This is a genomic window from Sporocytophaga sp., assembly GCF_017745095.1.
Lineage (GTDB): Bacteria > Bacteroidota > Bacteroidia > Cytophagales > Cytophagaceae > Sporocytophaga.
Window position 1 is genome coordinate 257,345 of sequence record NZ_JAGHZZ010000007.1, and the last position, 17,450, is coordinate 274,794.

The 17,450-nt window shown below is 36.3% G+C and carries 11 protein-coding genes; 7 read left to right on the plus strand and 4 right to left on the minus strand.

The features are described 5' to 3' along the window. Positions 1–97: 97 nt before the first annotated feature. Positions 98–1,885 (minus strand): glycoside hydrolase family 15 protein, encoded by a 1,788-nt coding sequence (locus J7604_RS12855; protein WP_293896637.1) that lies wholly within the window; start codon positions 1,883–1,885, stop codon positions 98–100. Between the two features lie 332 nt (positions 1,886–2,217). Between J7604_RS12855 and J7604_RS12860 the strand changes: the two genes are divergently transcribed. The 5 genes from J7604_RS12860 (at position 2,218) to J7604_RS12880 (ending at position 10,788) form a co-directional block, all read left to right on the plus strand. After that, the gene (locus J7604_RS12860; RefSeq protein WP_293896640.1) at positions 2,218–5,577 is read left to right on the plus strand and encodes a S8 family serine peptidase; all 3,360 of its coding nucleotides are present in this window, start codon (positions 2,218–2,220) and stop codon (positions 5,575–5,577) included. Positions 5,578–5,644: 67 nt separating this feature from the next. Beyond that, positions 5,645–6,904, plus strand: coding sequence for a competence/damage-inducible protein A (locus tag J7604_RS12865; protein WP_293896643.1), 1,260 nt, complete (start codon positions 5,645–5,647; stop codon positions 6,902–6,904). Between the two features lie 100 nt (positions 6,905–7,004). Beyond that, positions 7,005–8,342, plus strand: a complete 1,338-nt coding sequence (locus tag J7604_RS12870; protein ID WP_293896646.1) for a dihydrolipoamide acetyltransferase family protein — start codon at positions 7,005–7,007, stop codon at positions 8,340–8,342. Positions 8,343–8,485: 143 nt separating this feature from the next. Continuing rightward, positions 8,486–8,965, plus strand: a complete 480-nt coding sequence (locus J7604_RS12875; protein ID WP_293896649.1) for an NUDIX hydrolase — start codon at positions 8,486–8,488, stop codon at positions 8,963–8,965. Positions 8,966–8,991: 26 nt separating this feature from the next. After that, positions 8,992–10,788, plus strand: a complete 1,797-nt coding sequence (locus tag J7604_RS12880; protein ID WP_293896652.1) for a hypothetical protein — start codon at positions 8,992–8,994, stop codon at positions 10,786–10,788. A gap of 89 nt (positions 10,789–10,877) precedes the next feature. Here the strand turns inward: J7604_RS12880 and J7604_RS12885 are convergent, their stop codons facing one another. From J7604_RS12885 to J7604_RS12895, 3 genes are all read right to left on the minus strand, one after another. Next, entirely contained in the window at positions 10,878–11,264 is a 387-nt protein-coding gene (locus J7604_RS12885) for a GtrA family protein (RefSeq protein WP_293896655.1), read from the minus strand. A 345-nt stretch (positions 11,265–11,609) separates the two neighbouring features. Next, on the minus strand, positions 11,610–12,230 hold the full coding sequence (locus J7604_RS12890) for a toxin-antitoxin system YwqK family antitoxin (RefSeq protein WP_293896658.1): 621 nt from the start codon (positions 12,228–12,230) through the stop codon (positions 11,610–11,612). After that, positions 12,217–14,313, minus strand: coding sequence for a toxin-antitoxin system YwqK family antitoxin (locus J7604_RS12895; RefSeq protein WP_293896661.1), 2,097 nt, complete (start codon positions 14,311–14,313; stop codon positions 12,217–12,219). The genes J7604_RS12890 and J7604_RS12895 overlap by 14 nt, the downstream gene beginning before the upstream one ends. A gap of 275 nt (positions 14,314–14,588) precedes the next feature. On the opposite strand from J7604_RS12895, the gene J7604_RS12900 reads away from it, so the two are divergent. Further along, positions 14,589–15,398, plus strand: coding sequence for a hypothetical protein (locus J7604_RS12900; protein ID WP_293896664.1), 810 nt, complete (start codon positions 14,589–14,591; stop codon positions 15,396–15,398). Further along, entirely contained in the window at positions 15,395–17,443 is a 2,049-nt protein-coding gene (locus J7604_RS12905) for a helix-hairpin-helix domain-containing protein (RefSeq protein WP_293896667.1), read from the plus strand. Before J7604_RS12900 ends, J7604_RS12905 begins: the two co-directional genes overlap by 4 nt. Positions 17,444–17,450 lie beyond the last annotated feature (7 nt).

Sequence of the window (17,450 nt, forward strand, 5' to 3'; positions counted from 1 at the left end):
GTAAAGTTGAAAGCTTAAAGTATATAAAAAAAGAGGCATAAGCCTCTTTTTCGTTTTTGATAATACTTTCAGCCTTAAGCTTTCAGCTTTATGCTTCTTAAAGGAACGTAGGCAAATCCAGTTTCTTCGCAATTTTAAATGCTGCGTTCAGCTGTCCAACATGGCTGTATGCCTGAGGGAAATTCCCCCACTGGCTTCCTGAACTGGCTTCCACATCTTCACTTAGCAAACCAAGATGATTTTGAAATCTCAAAAGCTTTTCAAATTCTCTGATAGCATCTTCGGTACGCCCAACCATTGCCAAGGCTTCAACATACCAATATGCACAAATTAAAAAGGTAGACTCCGGTATTCCAAAATCATCTTCATGTTTATATCTGAAGAATAATCCTTCGTCTGTCTTAAGTCCTTCCTCTAGTGCTATCAAATGTTTTCTAGCCCTATCAGAATTAGGATCCAGGTATCTCATCGTGATTAATTGAAGACAGGATGCATCCAGATTCTTTCCTCCGACAGCCTGAGTATAAACTTCCCTCTCAGGATCATAACAAGCTTCTATCTGCTTTATGGAAAGTTCTTTAAGGATGGTTGCCTTTCTTATAATCTCTTCATTTTTGAAATATTTTCCGATTTTAAGAGCCGAACAGGCTCCTGCCCAATGGAATAAAAATGTATAACAATGCTGCTGGGCAATATGCCTGAACTCCCAAAGACCTGCATCCGGTTCATACATGGTATCTTCTATTTTTCTCAATGTATGATTAATTAGTCGTTGAGAATAATATCTTCCTCCCTCTGAGAATCTTGTATCTACATAAAGTGGCAATAAAGCCACAAGCACCTGACCATATACATCATTCTGAATATGGGTATAAGCATCATTCCCTACCCTTACAGGTTTATTATTTTCACCATATCCATGTAAAGGCAGTTCCTTTTCGATCAATGCTTTTCTACCCGTAATTGAATAAAGGGGTTGATATCTGTCGGTCTCATTGATGGTTATATTTTCTATATAGTGAAAATATCTTTCCAGCTCTTCAAAGTGACCAACGTTATGGAAAGCGTTCAGAATATAATAAGTATCTCTTAACCAGCAATAGCGATAATCCCAGTTACGTGTTGTTCCGGGATATTCCGGCAAGCTGGTGGTTCCTGCAGCAATAATAGCACCAGTATCTTCAAACTGGTGAATCTTCAGACATAAAGCAGATCTGATGATTTGCTCCTGATAAAAAATTCCGATACTGGTACTCTTTACCCAGTTTTGCCAGTATTTTACAGTCTTCCAAAGAAAATCTTCAGCAGTTTCCTCCAATGGAGCTTCAAGAGGTATACCGTATGTAAGAATTATATATTTAGCTTCATTCAAAACAAATGAACTTTCATCAGCTATAAAATTAAGAGCAATATTAGTGGTTAATCTGATTTGTTGGGACAATCCCATAAACCTGATATGGCTGCTTCCCTGATAAGCTTCAGGAACCAACTCTCCATATTCACCTACAGGACGGCATGACACCTTCACTCTTGGAGAACCAGATAATGGTTCTATTTTACGCACCAACATTAAAGGTTTAAAATTTCTTTCATACTGATAAAATCTCGGGGCAAAATCAGTTACCCTAAACCTACCTTCTGAACATTCAAAATCAGTCACAAGGACGTTAGTGTTTTCTATATACTTTTGGCTCGATACAAAATTTTCCTCGTGCGGAAGGATTGAAAATCTGCCTCCTTTATCTTTATCCAAAAGTGAACCAAAAATAAAACTACTGTCAAACTGCGGCCAGCACATCCAGACAATATTTGCAGTTTTATCAATATGAGCCATAAACGCACAATTGCCTATAATGCCCATTTCGTAGGTATGCCTTTTCCCCATAAATTCTTTTTGACTCTGTGAAAAAATCTTTTTTTTGAGTAACCTGAAATTAGCCATATGGTTTGAAGCAATTTAATCCCCGTCTACAATGCCTTCTTAAAATACACTGATAATCAAAATTTTAAATCAACAAAGCTTTATATAAATTAAAAATTATTTACTTTCGATCATTTCAAAGAATATACATATTGAAAATACCCAACTCCCTATTAAAAATTTAATTATTTGAATTTAAAATTGTATTTTAGATACAACAATTTTATAAGGAATTCAAAATAAAAATATACCCGGGAATTACCCCGTTCGTTTTAATTAGATAAAAATCACCTCTTATGTATAAGAATTATCTACTTTTTATTTTACTCTGTTTATTCTTTATTCAGACAAATGCCCAAAGTAAGAAGGAAAACACAGGCATCACTACCAACAAACGAGGCCGGAAAATTTTACAAAACACAATCAATATTAAGTTAAAGCCTGGTGTATATGATTCAGTAAAGTCAGGTAAACTTAATTTACAGCCTGAGTTAAAAAAATTACTCAAGCAAGCCCAAATCGAGGAGGTGAAACCTATGTTCACCAATCTTGATATCCAGCCAGCACATAAAAGGAAGTTCTGTTCGGGAATAGAAAGACTTCACACTATAAAATATTCTTCGAATTCTACCATCGAAGAAATCATAGAATTATTAATGAAAACAGGCTATGTTGAGTATGCTGAGCCAGTATTTGTGGAAGAATTGCTTTATATTCCAAATGACCCGAAAGCTCAACCCTATACCACTCAAAACGATACCAGCCAATTTTATCTTTCCCGTATTAAAGCATATGAAGCGTGGGATATACACAAAGGTGATACCAACACAGTAATCGGTATTATTGACACCGGAGTTAGACCAACGCATGAAGATCTTAAAGATAATATAAAACGCAATTGGAACGATCCTATTGATAATATAGACAACGACCAAGATGGTTACATAGACAACTTTATGGGATGGGATCTTGGGGATGGCGATAATGATCCCACGGCGAATGGTTCACCCCATGGAACCGAAGTATCATCCCTATCTTCTGCAACAGGCGATAATGGTAAAGGTGGAATTGGTACTGGATTTAAATGCAAATTCTTACCGATAAAAGCCTCTCCCTCAAATGCAGGAGGAGCCATAGCATACGGATATCAAGGCCTGGTATACGCTGCCAGACAAGGTTGCAAAGTAGCAAACCTTTCATGGGGAGGTACTGGAGAATACTCTCAAGCAACTCAAGATATTATTAACTATGCTGCATTAGAAAAAGATGTATTAGTTCTGGCTGCAGCTGGAAATAGCGGTAAAGAACAGGATTTTTATCCAGCATCATATGACAATGTATTAAGTGTTGCATCCTGTGATACTATATACTCACCGTCTGCAGGAAAACTTATTGAAACAAGAAAACTTACCTATAGCACCAATGTAGATATTATCGCACAGGGGATTAATATTACCATAGCTTCCAATAGCGGAGATAACCTATATCTCAGAGATGGAGGAAGTTCCTTTTCAACTCCCATTGTTGCAGGAGCTGCAGCTTTGGTGAGATCCAAATTTCCTAATCTTTCGGCCATACAAGCTGCCGAACTTATAAGGGTAACAGCAGATGTAATGGATACATTCCCTGAAAACCTTGCTTTCCGAGGTAAAATGGGAAAAGGAAGATTAAATATGTTCAGAGCCTTGACTGATTCTATTTCTCCTGCAATCAGGATTGCCAATTATACCTACAAAGGGTTATTCGGAGCTTACACTTATGGTGGCGATACTGCTAATCTCTCCATTCAATTTAAGAATTATCTGCAACCATCGTCGGCTAACCTAGAAGTAACGATGTCTTGTGATGCATCTTTTGTACAAATAAAGGATGATAAAATTAATATCGGAGCAATTAATACACTCCAAACAATTGAAAAAAATGACGATGTATTTTCTTTAATAATAGATAAAGATGCTCCAAATAATTCATTGGTAAAATTCAGATTTGACTTTAAAGACCCTTCAACAAATTATATAGATTACCAATATATCACCATACTTATCAATCCCGATTTTCGAATTGTTGATACTAACCGTGTAAACTTAACTGTTGCTGGCAATGGAAGATTAGGACATAGTGATAAAGAAATGAAAAGAGGAGAAGGAATGATATTTCAAGGATCATCTATGATATATGAATCAGGTTTGATGATAGCAACTGATAAAAATACAGTATCAGATTGCGTTCGAACCGACCAATATAATACTGATGAAGATTTTGAAGCTACTAAATCAATATCCTTTGTTAAGCCAATTCATTCTAATGAAGAAACCTACGCTGAATACCAGGACATGAGTCCAATTGGCACTAAAGTAAAAGTTAAGCAAAGAACTTATGCATGGAAAAATACTCCAAATGATAGTTATGTCATAATAGAATATAATATTCAAAATGCTTCGGGCAATACCATCGATTCACTTTACACTGGGCTCTTTACGGATTGGGATATTAATGATTATAACTACAATAGGGCTGATTATGACTATGCTGATAGTATTGGATATTGCTACAATACATTTCTTAATGGCCTTTATGGTGGAGTTGCAATTCTCACTAAGGATAAGCCTGTCTGCTTTTCAATGGACAATGGAAATATAGCAGGTACTATAAATCCAAATGATAAAGTAGATGGCTTCACCAGTCAGGAGAAATTCACTACTTTATCGAAAGGTATCGGCCGAAAACAAGCTGGTGCAAGTGGGGCAGGATACGATGTATCACAAGTTGTCGGGGTTTCTTTGTACAATATAAAAAACGATGAATCCCGAACTATTGCTTTTGCTTTTATCGCTGCCGAAAATCTTTATGATTTAAAAATGAGCTCTAGAGCTGCAAGAAGTAAATATCATGAAATCAAGAAGAGCCCTTTACCAGTTGTGCAAAGCAGTTATTCGTTTTGTAAAGGTGAAAAGACTGATATAACAATAACCCCAACTAATGGTAACACCTTTAATTTCTATAAATCTCCCGGACCTCCAAATCTATTATATACAGGTTCTGAATATCATATAGGAAATCTTGCCAAGACCGATACTATTTTCATAAGCAATGTTGATTCCTTGTTTGAGAGCAATCTTGCTAAAGTAGCTTTAAACTTCTATGAAAGTAGTCGGGCTGACTTTTCTGTAATTCCAGACACAGTAGTTGACATTAATTCCAGAGTATACTTCGTAGATCAAAGTTCAAATTCGGTTAACAGACTTTGGGATTTTGGGAACGGCAATACCTCTAATGCGTCCCTAGCTTCATATACTTATGATAGTCCCGGAGCCCATGATGTAAAGCTTATTGCAGAAAATAAATACGGATGCAATGACACAATTACCAAAATAATAACTGTAAGAGTAGCAACTTCTATAAATGTCTCAAATGAAGGACTAGTCAATATTTATCCTAACCCTGTAGAGAACAATTTAACTTTGAATCTAAGCCAGTTAAACAGTGCTTGCACCATTTCAATAATAAATATGCTAGGCGAAGAAGTATTTACAGAATATATGGATACACAGGTTAGCAATAAAGAAATAAATACCTCTAACCTTACTTCTGGTGTATATTTATTAAAAATTGTATCAGGAAATAATACCTTGACAAAAAAATTCAATAAGCTGTAAATACTATAACAATTTTCATGATATTTAGCCTTCCACTATAAAAGTGGGAGGCTTTTGTTTTTTTATTATGAAAATCATTCAGGCAGAAATACTTACCATAGGGGATGAAATACTCTATGGACAAATTACGGATACCAATTCTCAATGGATTAGTGAACAGCTTACTTCCATTGGAATAAAAGTTATAAGAAAAACATCTGTAGGTGATGAAGGAAGTGAAATGGTGAAGGCCATTCAGGAAGCTGAGCTTCGAGCAGATCTGATTATTATTACAGGAGGCCTCGGACCAACTTCCGATGATCTTACCAAGCCTGTTTTAACGCAATACTTCAATACTAGACTTGTTCTTCATGAAGAAGCATTAAAAGATCTTACTGCGTTTTTTGAAAGACGAGGCAGAGAACTTACTGAGATAAACAAGCAACAAGCATATCTTCCGGCAAGCTGTTCTATCATCAGAAACTTTTATGGTACTGCCCCAGGTATGTGGTTTGAAAGAAACGGAAAAGTTCTCATATCAATGCCCGGAGTACCATATGAGATGAAAGCAATGATAAGAGAGCAGTTGATTCTCAGGATCAGTTCATATTTCAATCCTCCCGTTATCATTCACAAAATGATCCGTACTTCTGGCATTGGAGAATCATTTTTGGCTGAGAAAATCAAACCATGGGAAGATAACCTCCCCTCTTTCATCAAACTTGCTTATTTACCTTCCCTGGAGGGAGTCCGACTAAGGTTGACTGCCATCACAGACAAGGTCAATGAGAGTGCAACAGACAATCAACTTGAAAAGGAAAAAGATAACCTGAAAACTCTCATTGATGAATATATTTATGGGTATGGAGAAGAAAATCATGAGCAGGCACTGGGGAAATTATTAATTAAACATAAGCTTACCATCAGCGCTGCTGAAAGCTGCACAGGTGGATTGGTATCTTTTACTATCACATCTGTACCGGGTAGTTCAGAATATTTTAAAGGCAGCATCGTTTCTTATAATAATGATGTTAAAATCAATGTACTTGGAGTAAAAAAAGAAACGCTTGAAGAATATGGTGCTGTAAGCGAAGCTACAGTGGTACAAATGGTTGAAGGAGTACAGAAAATCTTAAAAACCGATATAGCAATTGCAACTACTGGAATCGCTGGTCCGGGAGGTGGATCAGTCGAAAAACCGGTGGGAACAATATGGATAGCTGTAAGGATTGATGATAAAACCAAAACTAAAAAACTCCAATTAGGGAATATTCGTGAAAATAATATGAAAATGACGACCTATGCCGTTTTCAACCTGATCAGGGAAACTTTGCGGGAAAAGAATTGAGAAAACCTTCAAAAATATTAACTTTGATCGGATTTGAAGGTTTTGAATCGAAAACACTTAAGATCACTTTAACTTAACAGGCTAATAGTAAACAGCTTTTATGGCATTAGTAGAAATGGTGATGCCCAAAATGGGCGAGAGCATCATGGAGGGGACAATACTCCGTTGGTTGAAAAATGTGGGAGATAAAATTGAACAGGATGAATCTGTTCTTGAAGTAGCGACGGATAAGGTGGATACAGAAGTTCCGTCAACAGCTTCTGGTATTTTAAAAGAAATACTTGCACAAAACGGAGATGTAATTCCTGTCGGAAAACCGATAGCAATTATAGCTACTGATGGAGATGAGCAAAGTACCTCTCCAGCAGCAAAATCTGCTCAAACTGAAACAATATCAATCAAACCCTTACAGGAGCTTGCTGTAAACAATGATATAAAGGCAAAATCGCACATTTCAAATGGAGAATCATTAAGATTCTATTCTCCACTTGTCATGAACATTGCTCGCCAGGAAAATGTAACCATGGCCGAACTGGAATCTCTCAGAGGAACCGGCAAAGATGAGCGCGTTACCAAAAATGATATCCTGGATTACATTCAGAAAAGAAAAACGTCACCAGTAGCTACTTCTGAAAAACAACAAGGAAAAGAGCCAGCTAAGACAGAACAGAAAAAAGAATCCGCTTCTTTTGAACAGATAAAGCCAGCTCAGTCATTAAGTGGTAATTATGAAATTATCGAGATGGACCGCATGAGAAAAATGATTGCGGACAGAATGGTTGAGTCTAAAAGAATTGCGCCTCACGTTACTTCATTTGTTGAAGCAGATGTTACCAATATCGTCTTCTGGAGAAACAGGGTGAAGCAGGACTTCATGGAAAAAGAGAATACTGCACTTACATTTACTCCGATCTTTATAGAAGCTGTAGTTAAAGCTTTAAAGGATTACCCAATGGTGAATGTCTCTGTAGACGGAGATAAAATTATTGTTAAGAAAGATATAAATATAGGCATGGCAGTGGCCCTTCCTAGCGGGAACCTGATAGTACCAGTAATCAAAAATGCTGATCAGCTTAACATCATTGGTCTTACTAAAAAGGTAAACGATCTTGCAAGAAGAGCAAGAGCTAACAAACTTACTGCGGACGACCTTTCTGGAGGAACCTATACTGTATCAAACGTAGGTTCTTTCGGAAACATGATGGGAACCCCTATAATCATGCAGCCTCAGGCGGGTATACTTGCGCTTGGTGCTGTTATAAAGAAACCTGCCGTGATTGAAACACCTCAAGGAGATACACTGGGTATTAGACATATGATGTTCCTCTCTCACTCCTATGATCACAGAGTAATCGACGGGTCACTTGGTGGAATGTTTGTTAGAAGAGTTGCAGACTATCTTGAACAGTTTGACATAAACAGAAAAGCATTTGCTTAAAACATAATACATCTACTTGATATTCAAATAATGCAGGCCCATAAAGGTCTGCATTATTTTTTTAAAGGTTTATTTAAATGAATTCTTCATTGTAAATTTTTATATTTAGTCTTCATAAAATTGTTATAAAGCAACTATAGTCCATGAAACAAAAAGCCAAATTATTATTCTTCACCTGCCCTGAAAAAGATAGTCCATATGTATTGCTTGGAAGAAGGATAAGTAAAGAAGGCGAAGAGTACTGGTGGATTCCCGGTGGCGGTGTAGAAGCAGGCGAAGCGCTGTTCCAGGCTGCAGCAAGAGAACTAACAGAAGAACTAATACCTACAAAGCAGATTTCCGATACAGTAAACAAATATCAGGAATTGACTATTAATCCTCCTTCAATTCAATATACGACAGGTAATTCTGAAAACTATATCTTCTTTATACAAATCTATCACTACAAAGGAATTCTGGAAGATAAAATCGGCATAGTTGATGAATTTGAGGAGCTGAAATGGTTTAACCTGAATGATATTCCACAAACCATGTCAAGAGAGTTCATTCATCTTAAGGATTATCTTACAAAAGCAAAGATAGAAGCATTTACACAAAACTTTGATTATAAAAGATTCTTTTAACATTTAAACAGAATCAAATACTGCAGATGGCAAACCCACTGAATACTTTCCCTAAAGATGTTTATGAAAAACAGCTTAAGGCATTCAATGAAATAAAAAACAAAATAGAAAAAGATCAAAGTCTGACAGGCACCTTGCGATTGTGTTCCGCTATTGCGTTTCTGGCTTGTCTTTACTTTATGTTTCAAGATGCCAATGCTCTTACTGTGATTGGCTCTGCTGCTTTACTCTTTGTATTTATTGCATTTGTAATCAAAAGTTTAAATCTTAAAAGAAAAAAGAAGTTTTATACAACCCTGATAGATCTGAATCAGGGAGAATTAGATGGACTTGAAGGGGACCATTCTGCATTTAATAATGGAGTTGAATTTATCAATCCTTCTCATCCTTACTCCTATGATCTGGATTTATTCGGCGATGCTTCATTTTTTCAATCCGTCAACCGAACATGCTTGCCTGAGTCTTCATTCCGACTGGCTTCGATTCTATTAAAACCGCTAAACCAACAACAATATATATTAGAAAGACAGGAAGCTATTAACGTATTAAAAGATAAGATAGAATTCAGACAACACTTTTATGCTCATGGAAGTGAAATAACAAATGAAGAAAGCTCACAGAAAGCTTTGTTGGATTGGCTTCAGACAAGTTCAAACATTGTAACCGGATTTATAAGAATAGCTTCAATAATAACTCCTATTATATGTCTGGTCTTAATAATTTCCTCCCTCTTTGTAGACGGTCTCTGGAGTTATATTATGCTCATTGTTGCTTTTCATTGGGCTATATATGGAATAACTGTAAAGAAGATTAATGCATATCACCAGACGATAGGCAAAAAACATAATTACCTGTCGGGCTATCAAAAGGTCTTAGACCTTATTCGCAAAGAAGATTTTGATAATGCTTCTTTAAAATCATACAAGATCAATGCAGAGGTAGCACACCTTGCTTTCTCCAAATTAAAAAAACTAACTGGCCGGTTTGATTATCGACTTAATGGCTTGTTCGGACCTATCATGAACTCATTTTTCCTCTATGACTTTCATTGTATCTATGCTTTGGAAAAGTGGAAAAAAGAACACCATGACCAAGTAAGTCAATGGTTAAATACGTGCGAATACCTTGACGCTCTGAATAGCCTTGCAGGTTTTGCTTTTAACAATCCAAGATTTATATTCCCTATAATCTCAGAAGGTAAACCAAGAGTATATTTCAAATCGCTTGGACATCCACTCATTCCTGAATCGAAAAGGATTACCAATGATTTTGAACTGGGCTCATCACAGAACTTAATGATAGTAACTGGAGCTAATATGGCTGGCAAGAGTACCTTTTTAAGAGCTGTGGGATTAAATACTTTATTGGCCCAGACTGGCTGTCCTGTTTGCGCTATTCACGGAGAAGCAACAACACTTGATATTTATTCAAGTATGCGAACTTCTGACTCGCTGAAAGATCAGACTTCCTATTTCCATGCTGAACTGAAAAGACTTAAACTTATCATTGACATTGCCCGCAATGGCACACCGCTTCTGATTCTTATAGACGAGATGCTTAAAGGCACCAATTCTGATGATAAGCTTTCTGGATCTATAGCCATGGTTGAAGAACTAAAAGATTTGAATTGCGCATCTATCATCGCAACGCATGATCTTGCCTTAGGAGATACTGAGTTAAAATACCCTGAAAAGATCTGTAATTTCTGTTTTGAAAGTCTTATTCAAAACAATGATGTGACTTTTGATTACAAAATGAGACAGGGAAAAGCAACCAATAAAAATGCTACATTCCTTATGAAGAAAATGGGAATTATAAGGTAGATTTATTGACTTTATATTCTTAAAAATATTTTTGAATAAATATTATGCAGAATTCTGATGCATAATATTTATATAGAGTATTAAATTTCTCAGGCTTTAAAAACAAGAATTTTTGAACCAAAAAAGTTTGAAAATACAGTAGTACCGGTAGCAATTACCTGAGCTACCATTTTGGGAACTTCATAACTCTCCACCAGATATTCAAGAATTAAAAGATTCACGACCAGAGAAAACAGGTAAACCAGGAAATACTTTAAAAAATAAATTTTATTAGTGTCTTCTTTAGCAAAGGTCCAGTTTTTATTAATATAAAAACCGGTAACAAGTCCAGCCAAAAAACCTACTGTAGAGGCTACCAGATAATGAGTCTGAGTAAATTCGGTCAGAGTTATAAAAATGGAATAGCTTACTGCAGTGCAAATGCCTCCAACTACAGCAAACCGAATAAATTGATCTCTAAGCTTTGTATTAATCATAAACAAGATTCACACATTTTTCAATGCGGTTCGGCTTCTTAATCTTCAAATTTAACATTAAAACCTGAAGAAATCCTGAATTATTATAAAAAAGAGTATTACAATCCTCAAAAAAACATCAAAAACACTAAAAATCAACTAGCTAAATGTGAATTATTATAAATAACGGGATATTCTATTTTTTATTTTTTTTACAAAATCAAATTTTCCATTTTCTGTAGTATCGGGTCTTTCGACCCCGACACATTTTAAGAGATGAATATCAAGAGATAGTTTCAGGTCAAAAATACCTAACGCAACGAGAAATACTGTTAAAGTTTTTATGCAAAAAAGCCAAAGCATTACTCAATACTCATATATCATATCTGGCTTCCCATTCTTATAAATCGTCCATTCACCTTTCATTTCACCACTGACATAGTTTCCTGAAGATTCTATTTTTTCATTTTTATCAAAAAATTTTGCAGGACCTTCTTTAATACCGTGGTTGTAAGTGGCTTCATGCAGAAGCTTGCCTGCTTTATCATAAAAATACCAAATGCCTGTAGCTGTACCAAAATTATACATTCCTTTATCTTTTACTTTTCCATTCTCATAAAAAGTAAACCATTCTCCTTCCTGCAATCCTTCTTTATAACTCCCCTTTCTGAACACCTTACCAGATGGATAATATTCAAATGCTGTATCTTCTTCAAGGCCGGATTTCCAGGATTCAAGAGTACTCAACCTTCCTTTAAAATCATAGCGTTTTACTTTACCCTCCAGCACACCATCAGTATAGTTTTCCTCAGCCATGATCGTACCATCCTTGTAGTAAAACTTCCAGACTCCAACCTTCTTTCCGTCTTTTACAGAACCTTCCGCTTTAACTTTACCATTATCATACTTTTCAACAACAACATCCTGAGCATGCGTCATTGCACTGGTAAGAAGTATGATGGCCAGTATTATTTTAGAGACCTTCATCTTCCCCCTCCACATCATAATTTCTGACGTCTTTTATTTTGCCCTGTTCGTAATATCTCCATACTCCTGATAACTCATCATCTTTATAGGCACCTTCTGCTTCAAGTCTGCTCGCATCTGTAAAAAACTTCCACTGTCCTGAGCGAAGTCCTGCCTTCATCTCTCCTTCTCCTTTTAAAGCACCATTGTCATGGTAATATTTCCATTTACCTTCAGGTAAGCCATTCTTAAAGGCTCCTTCAGCAGACAGCTTTCCATTTTCATTAAAGCTTTTGGAATAACCATTACCTCCTTTAACACCGCTTTTAAAGATAACTTTGCCATCTTTGGAATAAACATCACCAGAGTTCACCAGCTTACCTTTAGACCACTGATTTTCTTCATTTAGCTGACCATTGCTCCAATATGTTTTCCATGTTCCATCTTCCTGTCCACCGGTATAATTTCCTTCTGATTGTAATTTACCATTCTCATAAAACTCTTTCCAGACTCCTGTTTCAAGGCCTGCAGAATATTCACCCTGAGATTCGATTGCGCCACTTTCATAAAACGTTTTCCATAACCCGTCTTCCAAACCATTCAAGAAAAATCCTTCCATAGATTTTTTGCCTGATTCAAAAAAGCTTGTCCATAACCCTGACTTCACACCATCTTCAAAGGAACCTTCACTGGCTATTTTGCCATTGCCATAATATTCTTTCCAAACACCTTCCTGTTTTCCATTCACGTATCCACCAACAGCAGCAAGAGTATCTGTATCATAAAACTCCATCCAATCACCCTCCTTTTGGCCATTGATATAATAACCCTGAGAAAGGATATTACCATTTTCATGAAACTCTGTCCAGAGGCTATCTTCCAGTCCTGCTTTATAATAGCCTAATGCTACAGGAAAACCTTCTTCATCAAACTCTTTGTAAAGCCCGTCTTCTTTGCCATCCTTCCAATTAGTCTCTGCTGAAAGTTTTCCATTTTCAGAGTATTCTGTCATTACTCCATCTTCTTTGCCCCCTTTGAAGGTCAGCTCCATTTTCAGAGTGCCATTTTCATAATATGATTTGGCAACTCCATCCTGAAGCCCGTTTTTATAAGGAATTTCAGCAAGTAATTTTCCTGAAGTATAATAAAACAACCTTGTTCCATTGCCACCTTTAAAAGATCCAACACTTAGACCGATCCCCTTTTCATTATAATATCCCGGAACGTCAGTTAATTTTCCCAAAGTCCAGACCTCATGGACTTTCAATTGCCCTCCATCATAGTAATACTTCCAATTTCCATCCTGCAAATCATCTTTATATGTACCTGTAGATACTTTCTGACCGCCTTCCAAAAATTCCTCCCATGTGCCTGTTGCTTTTCCATCTTTATAAAAACTTCTGGAAGCCAGTTTACCATTTTCATAGTAGCTTTTCCACTCTCCCTCCTCTTTACCATTTACAAAGGCGCCTTCTCTTTGTAATGCTCCTGAAGGATAGTATTTTTTAGTCAAAGCATTCTCAAGATCCTCTTTATAAACTGATTCGTAATAAAGCTTTCCGTTATCGTAATATTCTTTCCAAGGGCCTGTCCTTTTGTCATCTTTCAAAGCCCCGTCAATCTTAGCCTGACCATCAGGGTAAAACTCTTTCCAGGCTCCTTCTTTTTTATCCAGAATATAAGCTCCGTCCACAGAAAGCTGACCGTTTGAATAGTATTCTTTCCAAGGGCCGTCCTGTTTACCATCAATAAAGTTCCCGTCAACCTTTGATTTCCCATTGTTATAATATTCTTTCCAGGGACCATTTTCTTTTCCTGCTTTGTAGGAAGCTTCCAGAGCCAGGTTTCCAGTGGCATAGAAATTCTTTACAGTTCCTTCTTCACGTCCCTGATTATAACCCATCTCAGCTTCCAGAATACCGTTTTCATCATAGAACTTCCAAACGCCTTGCTTCTGTCCGTTCTCCAGCAGACCTTCTCCTTTAATTTTCGTTTTCGCTTCATCGTAATACTCTTTAGTAATCTGAGCTTGAATGCTTTCTGAAACAAAGACAAAGAAGACTAAGATTAGAATGAATGAAACTGCTTTTCCTTTAATAATCATGGGTAGAAATATGAGTGACAATAAAACCGGATTTTAAATTAAATATATCCAGTAAATAATCCAATAATTTATATCTAAACGAATGCATCGCTTCTAAAGATATCATCCTATTCCTCAAAAAATATATTTCTCATTTTCAGGGATTTTAATTTTCAGAAACTTCTTTTAAATTCAAACCTTCAACCAACTTTTCAGCTATGTTATTTTGTCAGAATCATTTTCGGAAAATCCGAATTTCAATTACTATAGAGTTAGTCCTAATCAAATCATAGCCAATGAAACGGCTGATTTTATTGGTTCTCTGCGGTTTTATGTTTCACAAAGCTGCAGGGACCGGATATCCATTTCCCGCAGGCTCAGGGGCTGTCGGAATGGGAAATACTTCTGTTTCAAGAACTGATCTCTGGTCTGTTGTTAACAATATATCCGGGCTCGCTAATTTAGAATCCTCTGCATGTGGTATTTATTATGCCAATTATTTTGGGATTCAGGCATTAAACAAATACAATGCTGCTATAGCCATTCCATACAAACAGCTCTGGACAGGAATTAATATTTCAAGATATGGAGATGGAAACTATAATGAAAGTTTTCTTGGCCTTGGACTGGCTCATAAAATCCGGAATGTAAGTCTTGGGATAAAAGCTGATTTGTTTCAATTACAGATATCAGAAGAAAAGACCATCCACAAGCTTTTGTTTTCTTTTGGTGGTCAGGCCGAGCTCAGCAAAGAGCTGTCGTTTGGAGCATATATTCACAATATAAGCCAGACTAAGATCAGAAAGGATCTTGAAGAAAGATTACCGACAGTAATGAAACTTGGTATCCTTTGGAAGCCCTCATCCAAAATTCAGCTGTCGGTGGAAACAGAAAAAGAAATCCGATATTCCATGAACTTGAAAGCAGGAATGGAATATGCTCCAGTAAAGGGTTTCAGAATATGGACTGGCATCAACTCATTTCCGTCCAGAGTATTTTTCGGAGCAGGAATCCGGAAATACAATTTTGAAATAGCCTATGCCACAGGAACAATGAGTGCTGCAGGATCTACTCATCATCTCACTTTGAATTACTATTTCAGATGATACGAACCGCAACCATTTGTATCATTTTACTTGGGATATCCTCCGTCTCATTTGCTCAGGATGAAATTCCCGAAGTAACGCTAAATGAGCTTACCCCTGCAGCCAGCGAGGATGAACAAGAAGCCATATTCAATAATATATTAGACCTCTTTCAGGAACCGCTAGACCTTAATAATGCAGAAAGAGAAGATTTGCAAAAACTTAATCTTCTTTCTGAACAACAAATTGAAGGAATATTGCGGCACAGAGCAACAACTGGTCATTATGAATCTATATATGAATTGCAGGTCATTGAGGAACTGGATCTCTTTACAATAAAAAAAATATTGCCCTTTATCACTGTTATTTCATCTGACAATTCATGGAAAGGCTTATTAGCAAGGATTCACAAGAACCCAGCAGATTTTATAATTAAATACGAAAGAAGTCCTGAAAATAAAAAAGGTTATTCTTCTAATGCATCAGAAAGTACAAGATACTTAGGAAAGCCTTATAAAACCTACATCAGGATAAAGTCTTCAAAAGCGAAAGATTTCAGTATTGGGTTAATTGCAGAAAAAGATCCTGGAGAAATCTACAAATGGGAACCGGCTAAAAACTACTACCTATTTGATTTTGCTTCCTTTCATCTCGGGGTATATAACAAAGGTAAACTGAAATCATTTACCATAGGCGATTACAAGCTACAAGCAGGACAAGGATTGATATTTGGTTCAGGATATTATCTTGGAAAAAATGCTGAAGCTATATCAGGAATTAAAAGAGCTGGCTCAGGTATATTGCAGAATACATCAGTTACAGAGAGTGGATTTTTCAGAGGAACGGCTGCAAGCCTTACTTTTAAAAGAATAACAGTTTCAGGATTTTATTCCTCAATCAATAAAGATGCTTCTATCAATACAACAGAGTCCGACTCATTATCCAATGAATATTTTTCTACAGTGTATACAACAGGATATCATAGAACAATAAGTGAGATTAACAAAAAAGCTGCAATTAGTCAGAGAGATGCAGGTTTTATTATATCGTTTCAAAACAAGATACAAAACCTTAATATAGGTTTAAATTTTATCAATACTCATTTCAGCAAATCATTTGAGAAAAACACAAACATCTATAACAGCTTTGATTTCAAAGGACAGGACAATACCTGCTATAGCATAGATGCAGCTTATAGATTTTACAATCTATCCATGTTTTCAGAAGCCGCTTTCTCCACTGGGGGCGGTAAAGCATTGGTGGGAGGAGTACTTGCCAGTCTGCACAAAAAAATTGACTTTTTATTTCTCTTAAGAAAATACGATAAAAACTTTTATTCTTTTTATGGAAGAGCATTTGGAGAAAACACAACAAATAAAAACGAAACCGGATTATATTGGGGAATCAAAATTACTCCTAACAAAAAATATAACCTATCAGCATATTTCGACACCTATACTTTTCCATGGTTAAAATACAGGACTTATGAACCAAGCCGTGGTAATGATTTTAACATACGCTTTAGCTATCAGCCCTCAAAGACAACATTAGCCTATATTCAAATACGAAAAGCTATCCAGGAGCAAAATTCTTTCGCAACTAATATTACTTACGCAACAGAAACATGCATTTCAGAAATGCGCACATTAGGTCTTGACTATAAGGCTAACGAATTTATTTCCCTTACAACAAAAATTATTCAGACAAAAGCCAAAAAAAACAATCTGAATACTAATGGGTATTTTCTCATCCAGGATATAAACGTTCATTTTAGGGGTATTAAACTTTCCCTGAGATATGCCTTGTCGGATGCAGAGAACTATGATAACCGGGCATATGTTTTTGAGAAAGATGTATTATTGGGATATGCACTTCCAGCCTATTATGGTAAGGGTTCCAGAGCATACCTTGTTTTGCATGGAAGGTTATTAAAACATTTGGGCTATTGGATAAAGTATGGTTATTACATTTATCCATTTATGGACATGACCGGTACAGGATCGGAAGAAACGCAGGGAAACATCAGATCTGAAATAAAAATTCAGTTAAGGTATACCTTGGGATGAAAAATTG